The organism is Pseudomonas sp. S06B 330, from assembly GCF_002845275.2.
Classification (GTDB): domain Bacteria; phylum Pseudomonadota; class Gammaproteobacteria; order Pseudomonadales; family Pseudomonadaceae; genus Aquipseudomonas.
On sequence record NZ_CP088149.1, the window covers coordinates 4,618,924 to 4,633,199 of the forward strand.

The following is a 14,276-nucleotide window of genomic DNA, read 5'->3' on the forward strand; positions in this document are numbered from 1 at the left end:
AACCCATGGAAATCACCCGACGCGACTTCATCAATGGCGTCGCTATCGGCATTGCCGCGGGCCTGACGCCCCTGCAATTGCTGCAAGCTGCCCAGAATGAGCGCTACTACCCACCGTCCTTGACTGGACTACGTGGCAGCCATGTCGGCGCCTTCGAAGTGGCGCACCAAATGGGCTGGGAGAAAAAGCGCTTCACCACTGACGCCCTGCCGATCAGCGAAACCTACGACCTGGTGGTGGTCGGCGGTGGTATCAGCGGGCTCTCGGCGGCCTTTTTCTATCGGGAAAAACACCCAACAGCAAAAATCCTCATTCTGGAAAACCACGACGACTTTGGCGGGCATGCCAAACGCAACGAATTCAGCGCCGGTGGCCGGATGATTATCGGCTACGGTGGCAGCGAAGCCTTTCAGTCCCCCAACCACCTGTACAGCACCGAGGTCAACGCGTTGCTGAACAAGCTCGGCGTCGATATCAAACGCTTCGAAACCGCGTTCGATCGCAGCTTCTATCCCGACCTGGGCTTGTCACGCGGGGTGTTTTTCGACAAAGAGCACTTCGGCGAAGATAAATTGGTCAGCGGCGATCCGACGCCGATGGTCGCCGACGACATTGCCCCGACACAGCTCAACGCCCGCTCGATCAGTGACTTCATCAACGATTTCCCCTTGCCAGAAAGCGACCGCAAGGCCTTGATCGACCTGCACCAGACGCCTCGGGATTACCTGGCAGGCAAGTCCCTGGAGGACAAAACCACCTACTTGGAGCGCACCAGCTACCAGGACTTTCTGCTCAAGGATGTCGGCCTGTCAGCAACGGCGGTGAAGTATTTTCAAGGGCGCACCAACGATTTTATGGCCCTGAGCATCGATACGGTGGCTGCTGCTGACGCCTACAGCGTAGGCTTCCCTGGTTTTGCCGCGATGAACCTGGAGCCTATTAGCGAAGAAGCCCAGGCCGAAATGCAAGAGCCCTACATCTACCATTTCCCTGACGGCAATGCTTCGTTGGCGCGCTTGCTGGTGCGCAGCCTGATTCCACCTGTAGCACCGGGCAAGGACATGGAAGACATCGTCCTGGCCAATTTCGACTACAGCCAGCTCGACCGCGCCGAGCAACTGGTTCGCCTGCGCCTGAACAGTACCGCGGTCAGCGTGCGCAATGTTGAGGGCGCGGTAAACGTCGGCTACAGCCGCGACGGGCAACTGGTCCAGGTGCGCGGCAAGCACTGCATCCTTGCCTGCTACAACATGATGATCCCTTACTTGCTGCGCGACCTGTCCACTGAGCAGGCCCATGCTCTGAGCCAGAATGTGAAGTTCCCGCTGGTTTACAGCAAAGTCATCGTGCGCAACTGGCAAGCGTTTCAAACGCTTGGGGTGCATGAAATCTATGCCGCCACCCAACCCTACAGTCGGATCAAACTGGACTACCCGGTCAGTCTCGGCGGCTACGAGCATCCACGCGACCCGGCACAGCCCATTGGCCTGCACATGGTCTACGTGCCGACCAGCCCCGACAGCGGGATGAACAGCCGGGACCAGGCTCGCGCCGGGCGTGGACGCTTGTATGGCACGCCGTTTGATGTACTGGAAAGCCAATTGCGCGAACAGTTGCAGCGAATGCTTGGCCCCGGTGGTTTTGATCACACCCAGGACATCCTGGCGATTACCGTCAACCGCTGGCCACACGGATACGCTTGTTTCACCAACACCCTTTATGACGACGCCGAACAGACGGAACAGTGGATGGAACTCGCGCGCAAGCCGGTCGGCAACGTCAGCATCGCCAATTCCGATGCGGCCTGGAGTGCTTATGCGCATGCGGCCATTGATGAGGCCTGGCGGGCGGTGGGTGAGCTTGCATAAAAGCGACAGGTTGTCGGCTATTGCTGTGGGAGCCAGCCTTGCTGGCGATAGGATTGGCGCGGTGTCAGTTGCTGCGCGGCGCCTGCATCGCTGGCAAGGCCAGCTCCCACAAACAAAGCAAAGATGGTTTTCCCACATTGTTGAGCATCAAGGCCCAATCAATCGCGTAAATCCGACTCATGAATTGGATTAGCGCGACTGGTCGCACGTTGATATTGCGCCGGCCAGGTCGCCCTGTTCCCCCCAAGATCATCATCTGCATGCAAAGGCCAATAGGGATCGCGCAACAGCTCGCGGGCCAGAAAGATGATATCGGCCTGCGCGGTACGCAATATGGTTTCAGCCTGCATCGGATCGGTAATCATCCCCACCGTACCGGTAGCAATCCCCGACTCCTCACGCACCTTCGCGGCAAATTGCGTCTGATACCCAGGCCCCGTGGGGATCTCGGCATTCACTGATGTTCCCCCGGAGGAGACATCAATCAAATCCACCCCCAGCTTCCTCAAACGCTTGGCCAGCTCGACGGTTTCATCCGGGTTCCAGCCATCCTCGACCCAATCGGTGGCCGAGAGCCGGACAAACACCGGCAACTCTTCCGGCCAGACTTCTCGCACCGCCTCAGTTACCTGCAAGGTCAAACGAACGCGATTTTCGAAGCTGCTGCCGTATTCATCACGGCGTTGATTGCTCAAGGGCGAAAGGAACTGATGCAACAAATAGCCATGAGCCGCATGCACCTCAACCACTTTGAAACCGGCTTTCAACGCACGCTGCGCCGCGTCGACAAAGGCCTGGATCACCTCGTCAATCTGCGCTTTGCTCATCTCCACAGGTGCGGTGTGCTGCGGGTCGAAAGCAATCTTCGACGGCCCGATCGGCACCCAGCCGCCCTCTTGCGGCTTGACGCTACCCTGCTTGCCTAACCATGGCCGATAGGTACTGGCTTTGCGTCCGGCATGGGCCAACTGAATGCCTGGCACGGCGCCCTGCGCGGTAATAAAGCGGGTGATGCGTTGCAACGGCGCAATCTGCGCATCGTCCCACAGCCCCAGGTCCTGGGCAGTAATCCGGCCATCGGCAGTGACCGCCGTGGCTTCGGTAAAAATCAATCCGGCACCGCCCACCGCGCGGCTGCCCAGATGAACCAGGTGCCAGTCATTGGCCAGGCCATCGACACTGGAGTACTGGCACATGGGTGAAACCGCAATACGGTTGGGCAGGGTCAGGTGGCGCAGGGTATAGGGATCAAGCAGCAGGCTCATGGGGCACCTCTCAAATCAAGTGGTAAGGCTCCAGATGGTTGACCGGCCGACCACAGAATCTTCCCCGCAGGTTCTTCGACCAATCATTCTGAGCCTAGACCACTTTGATCTCTGAGTTCAGCGCGGCTCCATATGCGCGATCATCAGCTGTACGCTTTCCTGGCCGCGGAACTCGTTGACGTCAAGCTTGTAGGCCAATTCGACCCAACGCACGGTCGGGTTCGGCCAAACTTCCCGATCAACGCTAAAGGCGATGCCATCGAGTTTTACCGCGCCGCACTCGCTTTTGAGCACCACCTTCAGGTGCCGTTCGCCCACCACCCGTTGCTCAACCAGCTGGAACACCCCATGGAACAACGGCTCGGGGAAGTGCTGCCCCCAAGGGCCGGCGTGGCGCAGTGCGCGCGCCAGCTCCAGGTGAAACTCTTCAACGGCCAACGTGCCATCCGTGAGCAGACGGCCGGTCAGGTCATCTTCCTGCAACTGCCTGCGCACTTCTTCGTCGAACGCCTGGGCAAATGCCGGGAAGTTATCCGCCGGCAACGACAGTCCGGCGGCCATGGCATGGCCGCCGAACTTGCTGATCAGTTGCGGCTGGCGCGCCGCCACGGCATCCAAGGCATCACGAATGTGAAAACCTGGTACCGAACGGGCTGAGCCCTTGAGCATGCCATCACCTGCATCGGCGAAGGCAATGGTTGGCCTGTGGTAGCGTTCCTTGAGACGCGAGGCAAGAATGCCAATCACGCCCTGATGCCAGTCTGGTTCGAACAGACAAAGGCCGAAGGGCATCGACTCCAGTGGCAGGTCCTTGAGCTGGGCCAGTGCTTCGCGCTGCATGCCTTGCTCGATGGATTTGCGGTCCTGGTTTAATTCATCCAACTGCCCGGCCATCTCCAGAGCCAGGTTCGGGTCCTCGCTGAGCAGGCACTCGATGCCCAGGCTCATGTCATCCAGGCGACCGGCAGCATTGAGCCGTGGCCCGAGAATAAAGCCCAGGTCAGTGGAGGTGATACGCGCGTGGTCACGCCGCGCCACTTCCAGGATCGCCTTGAGCCCCGGGCGGGCACGACCGGCACGAATGCGTTCGAGCCCCTGGTGCACCAGGATACGGTTATTGGCATCCAGCGGCACCACGTCAGCGACACTGCCCAGCGCCACCAGGTCGAGCAATTCACCGATATTCGGTTGAGGCTGGTTTTCATAGTGCCCGAGGCTACGCAGGCGCGCGCGCAACGCCATCAGCACGTAAAAGATCACCCCAACCCCGGCCAGCGCCTTACTGGCAAAGGTGCAACCCGGCTGGTTGGGGTTGACGATGGCATCAGCGCCTGGCAATTCAGTGCCTGGCAAGTGGTGATCGGTCACCAGCACCTTGAGCCCGGCCGCTTTCGCCGCTGCCACGCCGTCGACACTGGAAATACCGTTGTCGACGGTGATCAACAGCTGAGGTTGACGCTCCAGCGCGACCTGGACAATCTCAGGCGTCAGGCCGTAGCCATATTCGAAGCGATTAGGCACCAGATAATCGACATGGGCTGCGCCCAGCAGGCGCAAGCCCAGCACGCCCACCGTACTGGCCGTGGCACCATCGGCATCGAAGTCGCCAACAATCAGAATACGCTGACGCTCAGCCAGGGCCTCAACCAGCAGATCCACCGCCGCATCAATGCCCTTGAGCTGCTGAAAAGGCAGCAGGCGTGCCAGACTTTTGTCCAGTTCTTCGGCTGACTGCACGCCGCGGGCGGCGTACAGGCGAGTCAGCAACGGCGGCAGGTCGCCGAGCAGCGGCAGGGTCGAAGGTAGTGGGCGTGGTTCGATACGCATGGGCGGAGGTGGGCTTCTCGTCAATCGGAAATAGGGAATGTGCGCAAGGCGGCCTCAGCCGCGCTCACCCAGCAGCCATTGCAGCTGGACTTCATGCTGGCCGCGGTCATCAGTGACAAAGATCGTACCTTCGCTGATCATCACATCCCACTTGATCGCTCGCGGCATGTCTTTGGCCAGTGTCTCCAGGACCTCCTGCGGCACAGCGGCAATATTCACATTCTTCAGATTCTTGACCGCTGGAACGACCTTGGTCTCCCATACACGCAGGCTGCCATAGGCCAGCAGGCTGGTACGTTCAGTGCGACGCGAGCACCAGGTCAAACGCTCCGCGTCTGGCTGACCGACTTCAATCCAGTGCAACACGCGATCATCCAGGCTTTTTTCCCACAAAGCGGGCTCATCGACCTCCGACAAGCCGCGACCGAACGCCAGCTGTTCGTTGTAGAACAGCGCATAGGCCAACAACCGCACGGCCATACGCTCTTCGGTTTCCGAAGGGTGGCGGGCAATGGTTTGCTTGACGCTTTCGTACACACCGCGATCAAGATCGGTGAGGTTCAGTTCAAACTTGTAGGTCGTGGAGGGCTGGGCCATGGCGGGCATCTTGCGCAAAGAAAAAGTCGCCCAGTCTAACCGATCCGTACAATCCTTGCCCCGCGACAGTATCTGAGCGCGTCTGCCTGTGATAAAAACGGGAGCTCTGACCTGCCGCTACGGACGCCACATGCCCACGCCCAGCAAACCCCTCGCCGGACTGAAAGTCATCGAACTCGGTACCCTGATTGCCGGCCCTTTTGCTTCGCGCATCTGTGCCGAATTCGGTGCCCAGGTCATCAAGGTCGAGTCCCCCGATGGCGGTGATCCGTTACGCAAATGGCGCAAGCTGTATGAGGGCACTTCGCTGTGGTGGTTTGTCCAGGCCCGTAACAAGCAATCGCTGACCCTCAACCTCAAGCATGCCGAAGGCATCGACATTCTGAAAAAGCTGCTGGCCGACGCCGACATCCTGATCGAGAATTTCCGCCCCGGCGTACTGGAAAAGCTCGGCCTGGGCTGGGACACGCTGCACGCCCTGAACCCCAAGCTGGTGATGGTGCGCCTGTCCGGCTTTGGCCAGACCGGGCCGATGAAAGACCAGCCTGGCTTTGGTGCGGTGGGTGAGTCCATGGGCGGGCTGCGCTACATCACCGGTTTCGAAGACCGCCCCCCGGTGCGTACGGGCATTTCTATCGGCGACTCAATCGCTGCATTGTGGGGGGTGATCGGCGCCTTGATGGCGTTGCGTCATCGCGAAGTCAATGGCGGTGAAGGCCAAGTGGTGGATGTCGCCTTGTACGAAGCGATCTTCGCGATGATGGAAAGCATGGTGCCCGAGTTTGATGTGTTCGGTTTTATTCGCGAGCGCACGGGCAACATCATGCCAGGCATCACGCCTTCGTCGATCCACACCAGCGCCGACGGCAAACATGTGCAGATCGGTGCCAACGGCGATGCGATCTTCAAACGCTTCATGCAGGCCATCGGCCGCCAGGACCTGGCCGACGATCCGCAATTGGCCAGTAACGACGGCCGCGATTTACGCCGCGATGAACTCTACGGCGTCATCGACCGCTGGGCCGCCAGCCTAACGCTGGACGCTCTGATGCAGGTGCTCAACGATGCGCAGGTCCCGGCCAGCCGTATTTTCAGTGCCGAAGATATGTTCAGCGATCCGCAGTTTCTGGCCCGCGAAATGTTCCTGCACGCCAAGCTTCCCGACGGCAAGCCGTTCAAGATGCCTGGGATCGTGCCAAAACTATCAGAGACACCGGGCTCCAGCGAATGGGTCGGGCCGGAACTGGGCGCGCACACCGAGCAACTGCTTGCTGAGCTCGGCTACGACGCACCAGGCATTGCACGCCTACGTGAGCAAGGCGCGGTGTAACGCATTGCGCCTGACCCGGTGACCGGCCCGACGGTGGAGACTTGCATATGATCAAACGCAGGCGACAGCGCTGCCATACGCTGTTGGCATTGATGCTCTGCACCCTGCTGGGCACCAGCATGCCCGGTATTGCAGTGGCCAAGGAACGGTTGTTCTGGCTGCTGCGCGACCTGCCGCCGCTGACGATCTTCGAGGGTTCAAGCAAAGGCCAGGGAGTCGTCGACCAGTTGCTACCGATGCTGATCGAAAAAATGCCCGAATACGATCACAGCATCCTGCGGGTCAACCGCGCACGCGGCAATCAGATGCTCCAGGAGGGGCGTTTTACCTGCGACCCCACCCTCCTATGGACACCCGAGCGTGCTCAATTCGTGCACTTCTCCCAGCCCAGTCTGGGCATTCTCAGCAGCGGCGTGGTGGTGCGCCAACAAGACCAGCCTCTGCTCAAACCCTACTTGAACAACGACGAAGTCAACCTGCGCACCTTGCTCGACAGCACTTCAATGAAACTCGGCGTGGTTGCTGAACGCAGCTATAGCCCTACGGTCGATGCCTTGCTCAAGACCCTGCCAGCCAAAACCTTGAGCCGTCACTTTGGCAATGATGCGGTGACCAACTTGCTGCAGATGCAACAACGCGAGCGCCTGCAGTTATTGCTTGGCTACTGGCCGGAGGTCCGCTACCTGATACAACAACAAGGATGGCCGGCAGACAACTACCGGTTCTATCCGATCCAGGGTGTGGCTCGCTACCAGTTCATCCACGTTGGTTGTGCCGACACCCCGCTTGGGCGCGAAGCCATCAGTCACATTGACCAACTGCTGAAAACCCTACGCCGCGATACCTTGCCAGACCTCTATGCCAAGTGGTTGGACCCGGAGCTGCGCGAACGCTACCTGCAGGACAGTCAGCAGTTTTTCGGCGACTGACAGTCAACAGGCAAAAAGAAACCCCGGACGCTGGGGAAGACGCCGGGGTTAAGCAAAAGTCCCGCAGGACTTCTCGCGACCGTCGAAAGGTATCGGAGCAAAACACCCATCAACGGTCCCTATAGTCTCAGATTGCCTACCATGGCAAAGGTTCCTTTACAGGCTGAGCGACTGGCCACGACGCTGTTGCTGTACCTGCTGCAGGGCAGCGATCATTGACGGCTGCAGGCGCCCTTCGACGACACGCAAATCACGCTGCAAGCCATCGACCAAGTCAACCAGCAAGGATTGCGATTGCAGTTCGCCAAGTGCCACTGAACGACGCAGGATGGGCTGGCTAGACTCATCAACCACCCACAGAGTGAATAGATTTGCTGAACCTTGTGGTTGCAGCGTGACCTGGTACGGCGCCAATGCTTCACTTAGCAACGAGCCCAAACATTCCATTCTGTCCATTGCTCACCTTCCTGTTTCCAAGGGATACACCAATGACCGCGAATCATGCGGAAAAGTTCTGTTGGTATGCTTCACGGCTCGCTCAACGAGCATGACCGGCAAAAATGACAGTTTGAATCCCTCCATTGCCCGAACGGAGCCTGCTTTGAGTACTTCCCCCCTGCAGCCATTGCGCATCATCCTGGCGGACGACCATCCGATCTTTCGTATCGGTTTGCAGGCTGTACTTGATCAGATCAGCGGCGTGAAGGTCGTCGCCCAAGCCGGAAGCCCGAAGGAATTGTTGACCCACCTGCACGCTCAACAGTGCGATGTGCTGGTGACGGACTTCATGATGCCGGCCGAGGAGCAGAACGACGGCCTGAAATTGCTTGAGCAGATTCGCCGGCACTATCCGCATTTGCCGATTTTGGTGGTGACCATGCTCAGCAACGCCGGGCTGTTCCGGGCGATGCTCAATCTGGGAGTCAATGGTTTGTTGAGCAAGGCCAGCCTGGCTGATGAACTGCCTCAGGCCATCGGTTACATGGCCCAAGGCAAAACCTACCTGGCCACCTCAGTTCAGCGCCTGTTGCTTCAGGAGGGCGCCGTACGCGAGGACATGATGGGCGTTCAGGAAAACCTTTCGCCCAAGGAGCTGGAGGTTACCCGTCTGCTGGCCGCCGGACATACAGTGAGTCAGATCGCCGCCCTGCTCAATCGCAGTAAACAAACGGTCAGCACCCAAAAAGTCAGCGCCATGCGCAAGCTGGGGGTGGCCAACGATGCTGCGCTCTATCTCTACCTGCAGGAGCATGGCCTGAGGTGAGCGAACGTTCACGCCGTGGCCACTTGCTGGATACTGGCGTTTGTACGCATTGTGATCCACTCCAGCAGTTGCCCGCCCGGCATGGGTCGGGCGATGAAGTAGCCTTGCATGACCGGATGCCCCAAATCCTTGATGGCCAGTAGATCGTCAAGCGTTTCCACCCCCTCGACCACCACATTGAGGTTCATACGCCGCGCCATGATCAGCGCACCCGCTACCACCGCAGCCTTGCGGCCATCCTGAGCCATACCGCGAACAAATTCACTGGGCAGTTTCAACTCGCTAAACGGCAGTTCCAGCAGGCGCTGTACATTGGAAACGCCCGTGCCGAAATCATCGATGGACAGCTGGCAACCGAGAATGCGCAGGTGCAGCAGGCCCTCGAGCTGCGCCTCGTTCAGTGCGCTACCGGCAGTTTCGATCATTTCCAGGGTCAAGGCGTTGGCAGGCACAGCATGACGCTGAAGCGCCGCCTTGACCTGATCGTGAAAATCATCACGCAGCAACAGTTGCGGGGCGATGTTTACCGCCACTGGCAACGCCGCACCGGTGCGCGTTTGATACTGCGCACTGAACGCCAACGCCTGGTCCAGCACATGCCAGGTCAAGGTATCAAACAAACCCGCACGCTCGATCAGCGGAAGAAACTGCGCCGGTGACAACATGCCCAACCTCGGATGCTGCCAGCGAACCAATGCTTCAGTCCCCACCAGCTTACCGTCGCAATTGACCTGAGGTTGATAATGCACCACCCACTGGTCCTTGCATTGCGCCAGCTCGGGCGCTGTCAGGTGCAGCAACTGCGGACACACTGGCAACTCGACAGGGGCAAGTTTGGTGCTTTCCTGATCAAGGTAACGGCGCAACAACTCATGCAGGACCAGGCTCGTGGCCGGCTTGGGCACACAACCCAGTACGTTCAGCCCCAGTTGCCGGGCCAGCGCTCCCACACTTTCAATTACGCAAGGCTCGGCGGCACTGAGAATGACAACCGCTGCGGCTAACCCGCTTTCAGCCAGATGGCGGATCAACGCCAGGCCATCAGCGCCGTCCATTTGCAAGTCGCAAATGGCGATATCGACCCGACCGCGTCGCGACAGGGTCTGACAGGCAGACTCGACCGATTCGGCAGTCAAGACATCGAATACACCGTTGGCGTTGAGCATTTGATGCAACGCCATGAGTTGAAAGGGATGGTCCTCGAGAATCAGAACCTTGAGTGAATGCATGAACCTTACCCCGCAGTGGCAGTCATGTGCGACAGCACAAGTACCACTCTAGGCAAGTACATCCGAACAACCTATCGGACTTGTCCTAAAGTGCATGCGGCACTTTCTGAAGCTCCCTTTCAATATCCGCCTTGAGCTGCAGCATCACCTGCTCCAGCGCAGGCCAGGCGGCGCTTACCGCGTCCGCACCACGTTCACGGCGTGCGCGGCTCAAGGCAGCGCACGCCTGGGCCAAGGGCAAGGCGTCAATCAGGCAGGCAACGCCCTCAATCCGATGCAAGGAGGCGCGTATAGCGTCCAGCGCCTGGTCCGATACGGCTTGAGCAAGCAACAACTGTTCTTCACCAAGGTTCTTCTGCAACTCCTCAAGCATACGCTGCATGACCTGCGGGTTAGCCTGGGTCATCTGCTGCAGGGTCTGGATGCGAAAACTGCACAGCGGCGCCCGCGCCTCTATCACCGCCGACAAACGCGCGAGGGAAACCGGTTTGACCAGCAGGTCGTCCATCCCTGCCGCCAGGCAACGCTCACGCTCCTCTTTCATGGCATTGGCGGTACAACCCACGATGGCGGTCGCCGGTCGCAGCTGTTGGCTTTCCACCCGGCGGATCGCTCGAGCCAGGGCGTAACCACTCATGACCGGCATGTTGCAGTCGGTCAGCAGCAGGTCAAAGCGTTCGCGTTGCATCGCCTCCAGTGCCGCCTGGCCCGATTCCACGGCCAGCACCTGATGGCCGAGAAACGCCAGTTGCTGGCTGAGCACCAGGCGATTGGCAGACAGGTCATCCACCACCAGAATCCGTCGTGGCTGGCTGTCCTGACGGGGTACAGCCTCTGCGACGCAAGGTTCCTGGGCTTGGACAACCGGCTCAACGGCAATCTCCACACGTACCTCGGTGCCCTGACCCGGCGCACTTTGCAGGCTAATTGTACCGTCCATCAGCTCTACCAGTTGCCGGCAAATGCTCAAACCTAAACCAGAGCCCCCGTACTCGCCGGCTAAACGCGCACTGGCCTGAACAAAGGGAGTGAACAGTTCGCTTTGCTGCTGCGCACTGAGGCCAATTCCACTGTCACGCACACAAAACAGCAAGCCCACCCCTGCTGGCGTGTCCTGCCCGGTACGACTGACCTGGACATTGACCTGGCCCAGGTGTGTAAACTTGAGGGCATTACCGAGCAAGTTGACCATCACCTGACGCAGTCGCAGAGGATCAAACCAATACGCGCCTTGTACGTCGTCGGCAACGTGCAGGTGCAGATCCAAGCCTTGCGTCACAGCCTGGTTGCGAAACTGACTGACTATGCCTTCCATAAACGGCTTCAGCGCAATCGCCTGAGGTGCCAGCTGCAGGCTACCGGCTTCAATCCGGGCCAGGTCCAGGCTGTCACCGATCAAGGCCATGAGCTCACCCGCCGATCGGTGGGCAGTCTCCAATCCTGGTGACGGCACTTGGCCGTTGGCCAGAGCTGTTTCGCGCTCCAGTTCAAGCAAGCCGACGATCACCGCCATAGGCGTTCGGATCTCATGGCTCATGGTCGCCAGGAAGACACTTTTGGCCTGGTTGGCCTGCTCCGCCTGCTGGCGCGCCTCGACCAGATCAACTTCCAGTTGCTTGCGTTCAGTGATGTCGATCCAGCCGCCGAGCAGGCCTTGCAGTTGACCATCGGCGCGGTAGAACGGCACTGTCCATTGGTAGGCATCGGTGCGCTGGCCCTGATGCTCAATACAGCGATCAACAAACACCGGTTTGGGGTCCTGCAGCAGACTTAAATAGTCTGCGTGCAGTTGCGTTGCCAATTCATGGGGGATCACCTCGATGTCGGTCAGGCGACGTCCTTTGACATCCTCCAGGCGCAATGAGAACACCTGCTCGTAACTCTTGTTACAGGTAATCAGGCGTCCCTCCAGATCCCGCACATAAATTGGATTGGGGATTCCGTCGAGCAATGCGCGCTTGAAGGCCAACTGGTCGTTGAGCGCCTCTTCGGCCTTTTCCCGCTGGTTGATCTGCGCCCGCAAGCGACTGCTCCAGAGCAGTGAAGCCAGTCCGAACAGCACAGCGCCCGCCGCGCTCCAGTACATCCAGGGTGCAATCTGCTGCCAAGCCGGAGCTGGTGGAGCCAACGCGCCCAACCACTTCATGCGTACGGCACGTAGCTCAGCAACCGGGAAGGCTTCCAGCGCCTTGTTCACAATGCTTTCCAGTTCCGGGGCGTTGCGTCGCACGGAAAACCTGTCCGGCGCCCATTTGCCCTCCACCCCACGTCCGACCTTGAGTTGCGGTTCATTGTTGAGCACGCTGTAGGCACCGATCTCACTGTCAATGGTCGCCAACGCCTCGCCGGTGCGTACTTTTTCCCGCGCCTGCTGCAGCGAATCCACCAGCAGCAAACGGATGCCAGGGTGCTCGTGGCGGATACTGCTCTCCAGCGCATGCTGGGCAGGCAAGGCCAGGGTTTCGCCGGCCAGCTCTTCCAGCGACGCCAGCCCCAGGTTCGCGGGTCGAACAATGAACACCCAGCTCTGCCCACCCAACGAATGGGTGAAGTTGAGGAACGTCCGACGTTCCGGCGTTTCGCTCAACGTGGTACTCATGTCTGCCTGTCCGGTCTTGAGCAGGTGCAGACTTTGGGCGATCGACCCGGAAGGTGCATAGACAAACTGCAGCCCGGTCAACTGCGCAATGGTGGCCAATACATCGCTGTTGAGGCCTGTCCAATCGCCCTGGCGATTGCGAAACAGGTACGGTGGATACTGGCTGCCGACCACCGTCACCTTTGGATGGCTGGCGATCCATTGCCGCTCCTTGGCGGTCAGTACGACGCGGTGATGGGCCACATCCGAGCCTAGCCCGGAGGTCCAACGGCCAAGAATCTCCCGACGCGCCGCATCATCGAGACTGGCCAGCGCACGGTTGAACAAGGCCTGCAACGGCCGATCTTCGGCCCGTATGGCGAAGGCGAAACCAATGGGTGGCAAGGCACTGGGACCAACCACTTGCAGGCCCAGGTACGGACGCAGAGCGTTGAAGGCGCGAATGATGATCTCGTTGCCGATAAAGGCATCGACTTCCCCCAGGTTGAGGGCTTCCAGGGCGCTACTGAGGTTGGGGGCCAGTATCACCTGGCTCTGGGGATAGACTCGCTGCATTACCTGGGTATCGGCATAGCCGTCGAGCAGGACAATCTTCTTCCCGGCCAGGGACTCGGCGGGCAACGCCGCGCCACCGCGTACCACTACCATGGAGCGGTCGGGGATGTAGTCCTCGGTAAAAAGCAGGCCCGGTACGCTGCGCTCGAAGCCATTGGCGCTGGTCAGCACGTCGATCAGCCCGTTGTGCAGGGCTTCGATGGCTTCCTCGCGCTTGGCGAATGCCAGTACTTGAGTCTTGAGCCCAAGGCGGTCGGCAACCAGGCTCAGGTAGTCGGCACTGATGCCCTGGTAGCGGTTGCGGTCGATGGTGATATCAACCGGCTCATAATCAGCAATGGAGATCCCCACCCGCAGTACGCGTGCCGGGCCGAGCCATTGCTGTTCGGCATGGCTCAACGGCATCGGTTCCAGGTCGATGAACGGCGGTGCCAGGGTAAAGGGCAGTTGTGCTGCCTGCGCCCAGCCTACCGTGCAGATCCACAGCAGGCAGGCCAACAGCAACGCCGTTGTTTGACGGGGTCCTTTGCGCATCGATTCTCCATTGCTACTTCTGACTCAGGCCAGTGTAGAAGTTAATAGGTTCTTCACGGCATCCTGATCTGGGGGCTCGTGCTGGTGCTGGTGCTGGTGCTGGTGCTGGTGCTGGTGCTGGTGCTGGTGCTGGTGCTTAGGGCGGGGGCTGAGCCATTCGGTGCAGCGACGCTGACGACCCATTCCGCCCTTACGGCGGCCTACTTTTTTCTTGGAAAAAGTAGGCAAAACCGCTTGCTCCTGCATACGGCCCTACGCTGCGCTTCGGGTCCCCTCGCT

General features: G+C 59.6%; 10 protein-coding genes. 4 read left to right on the top strand and 6 right to left on the bottom strand.

All coding sequences use genetic code 11. The features are described from left to right. Positions 1-5 precede the first annotated feature (5 nt). Positions 6-1,868 (top strand): NAD(P)-binding protein, encoded by a 1,863-nt coding sequence (locus CX511_RS20725; RefSeq protein WP_101292678.1) that lies wholly within the window; start codon positions 6-8, stop codon positions 1,866-1,868. A gap of 158 nt (positions 1,869-2,026) precedes the next feature. On the opposite strand, the gene CX511_RS20730 is transcribed toward CX511_RS20725, so the two are convergent. The 3 genes from CX511_RS20730 to CX511_RS20740 form a co-directional block, all read right to left on the bottom strand. After that, entirely contained in the window at positions 2,027-3,133 is a 1,107-nt protein-coding gene (locus tag CX511_RS20730) for an NADH:flavin oxidoreductase/NADH oxidase (protein WP_045189538.1), read from the bottom strand. 117 nt (positions 3,134-3,250) lie between these two features. Further along, entirely contained in the window at positions 3,251-4,960 is a 1,710-nt protein-coding gene (recJ, locus tag CX511_RS20735; protein WP_101292680.1) for a single-stranded-DNA-specific exonuclease RecJ, read from the bottom strand. Between the two features lie 54 nt (positions 4,961-5,014). After that, a complete protein-coding gene (locus tag CX511_RS20740; RefSeq protein WP_045189534.1) occupies positions 5,015-5,557 on the bottom strand; it encodes a YaeQ family protein in 543 nt (180 codons plus the stop codon). A gap of 130 nt (positions 5,558-5,687) precedes the next feature. Here CX511_RS20740 and CX511_RS20745 point away from each other — a divergent pair, with 130 nt between their 5' ends. Both CX511_RS20745 and CX511_RS20750 read left to right on the top strand, forming a co-directional pair. Then, positions 5,688-6,887 carry a CaiB/BaiF CoA transferase family protein gene (locus tag CX511_RS20745; protein WP_045189532.1) on the top strand — a complete coding sequence of 400 codons (1,200 nt, stop codon included), beginning with the start codon at positions 5,688-5,690 and terminating at the stop codon, positions 6,885-6,887. A 47-nt stretch (positions 6,888-6,934) separates the two neighbouring features. After that, positions 6,935-7,816 carry a TIGR02285 family protein gene (locus CX511_RS20750; protein ID WP_409077863.1) on the top strand — a complete coding sequence of 294 codons (882 nt, stop codon included), beginning with the start codon at positions 6,935-6,937 and terminating at the stop codon, positions 7,814-7,816. Positions 7,817-7,972: 156 nt separating this feature from the next. Here the strand turns inward: CX511_RS20750 and CX511_RS20755 are convergent, their stop codons facing one another. Further along, the gene (locus CX511_RS20755) at positions 7,973-8,263 is read right to left on the bottom strand and encodes a DUF3509 domain-containing protein (RefSeq protein ID WP_045189732.1); all 291 of its coding nucleotides are present in this window, start codon (positions 8,261-8,263) and stop codon (positions 7,973-7,975) included. Between the two features lie 154 nt (positions 8,264-8,417). Between CX511_RS20755 and CX511_RS20760 the strand changes: the two genes are divergently transcribed. Then, entirely contained in the window at positions 8,418-9,080 is a 663-nt protein-coding gene (locus CX511_RS20760; protein WP_045189530.1) for a response regulator, read from the top strand. A gap of 8 nt (positions 9,081-9,088) precedes the next feature. On the opposite strand, the gene CX511_RS20765 is transcribed toward CX511_RS20760, so the two are convergent. Both CX511_RS20765 and CX511_RS20770 read right to left on the bottom strand, forming a co-directional pair. Continuing rightward, entirely contained in the window at positions 9,089-10,309 is a 1,221-nt protein-coding gene (locus tag CX511_RS20765) for an EAL domain-containing response regulator (RefSeq protein WP_045189528.1), read from the bottom strand. 85 nt (positions 10,310-10,394) lie between these two features. After that, positions 10,395-13,997, bottom strand: coding sequence for a transporter substrate-binding domain-containing protein (locus CX511_RS20770; protein ID WP_101292682.1), 3,603 nt, complete (start codon positions 13,995-13,997; stop codon positions 10,395-10,397). Positions 13,998-14,276: the final 279 nt, after the last annotated feature.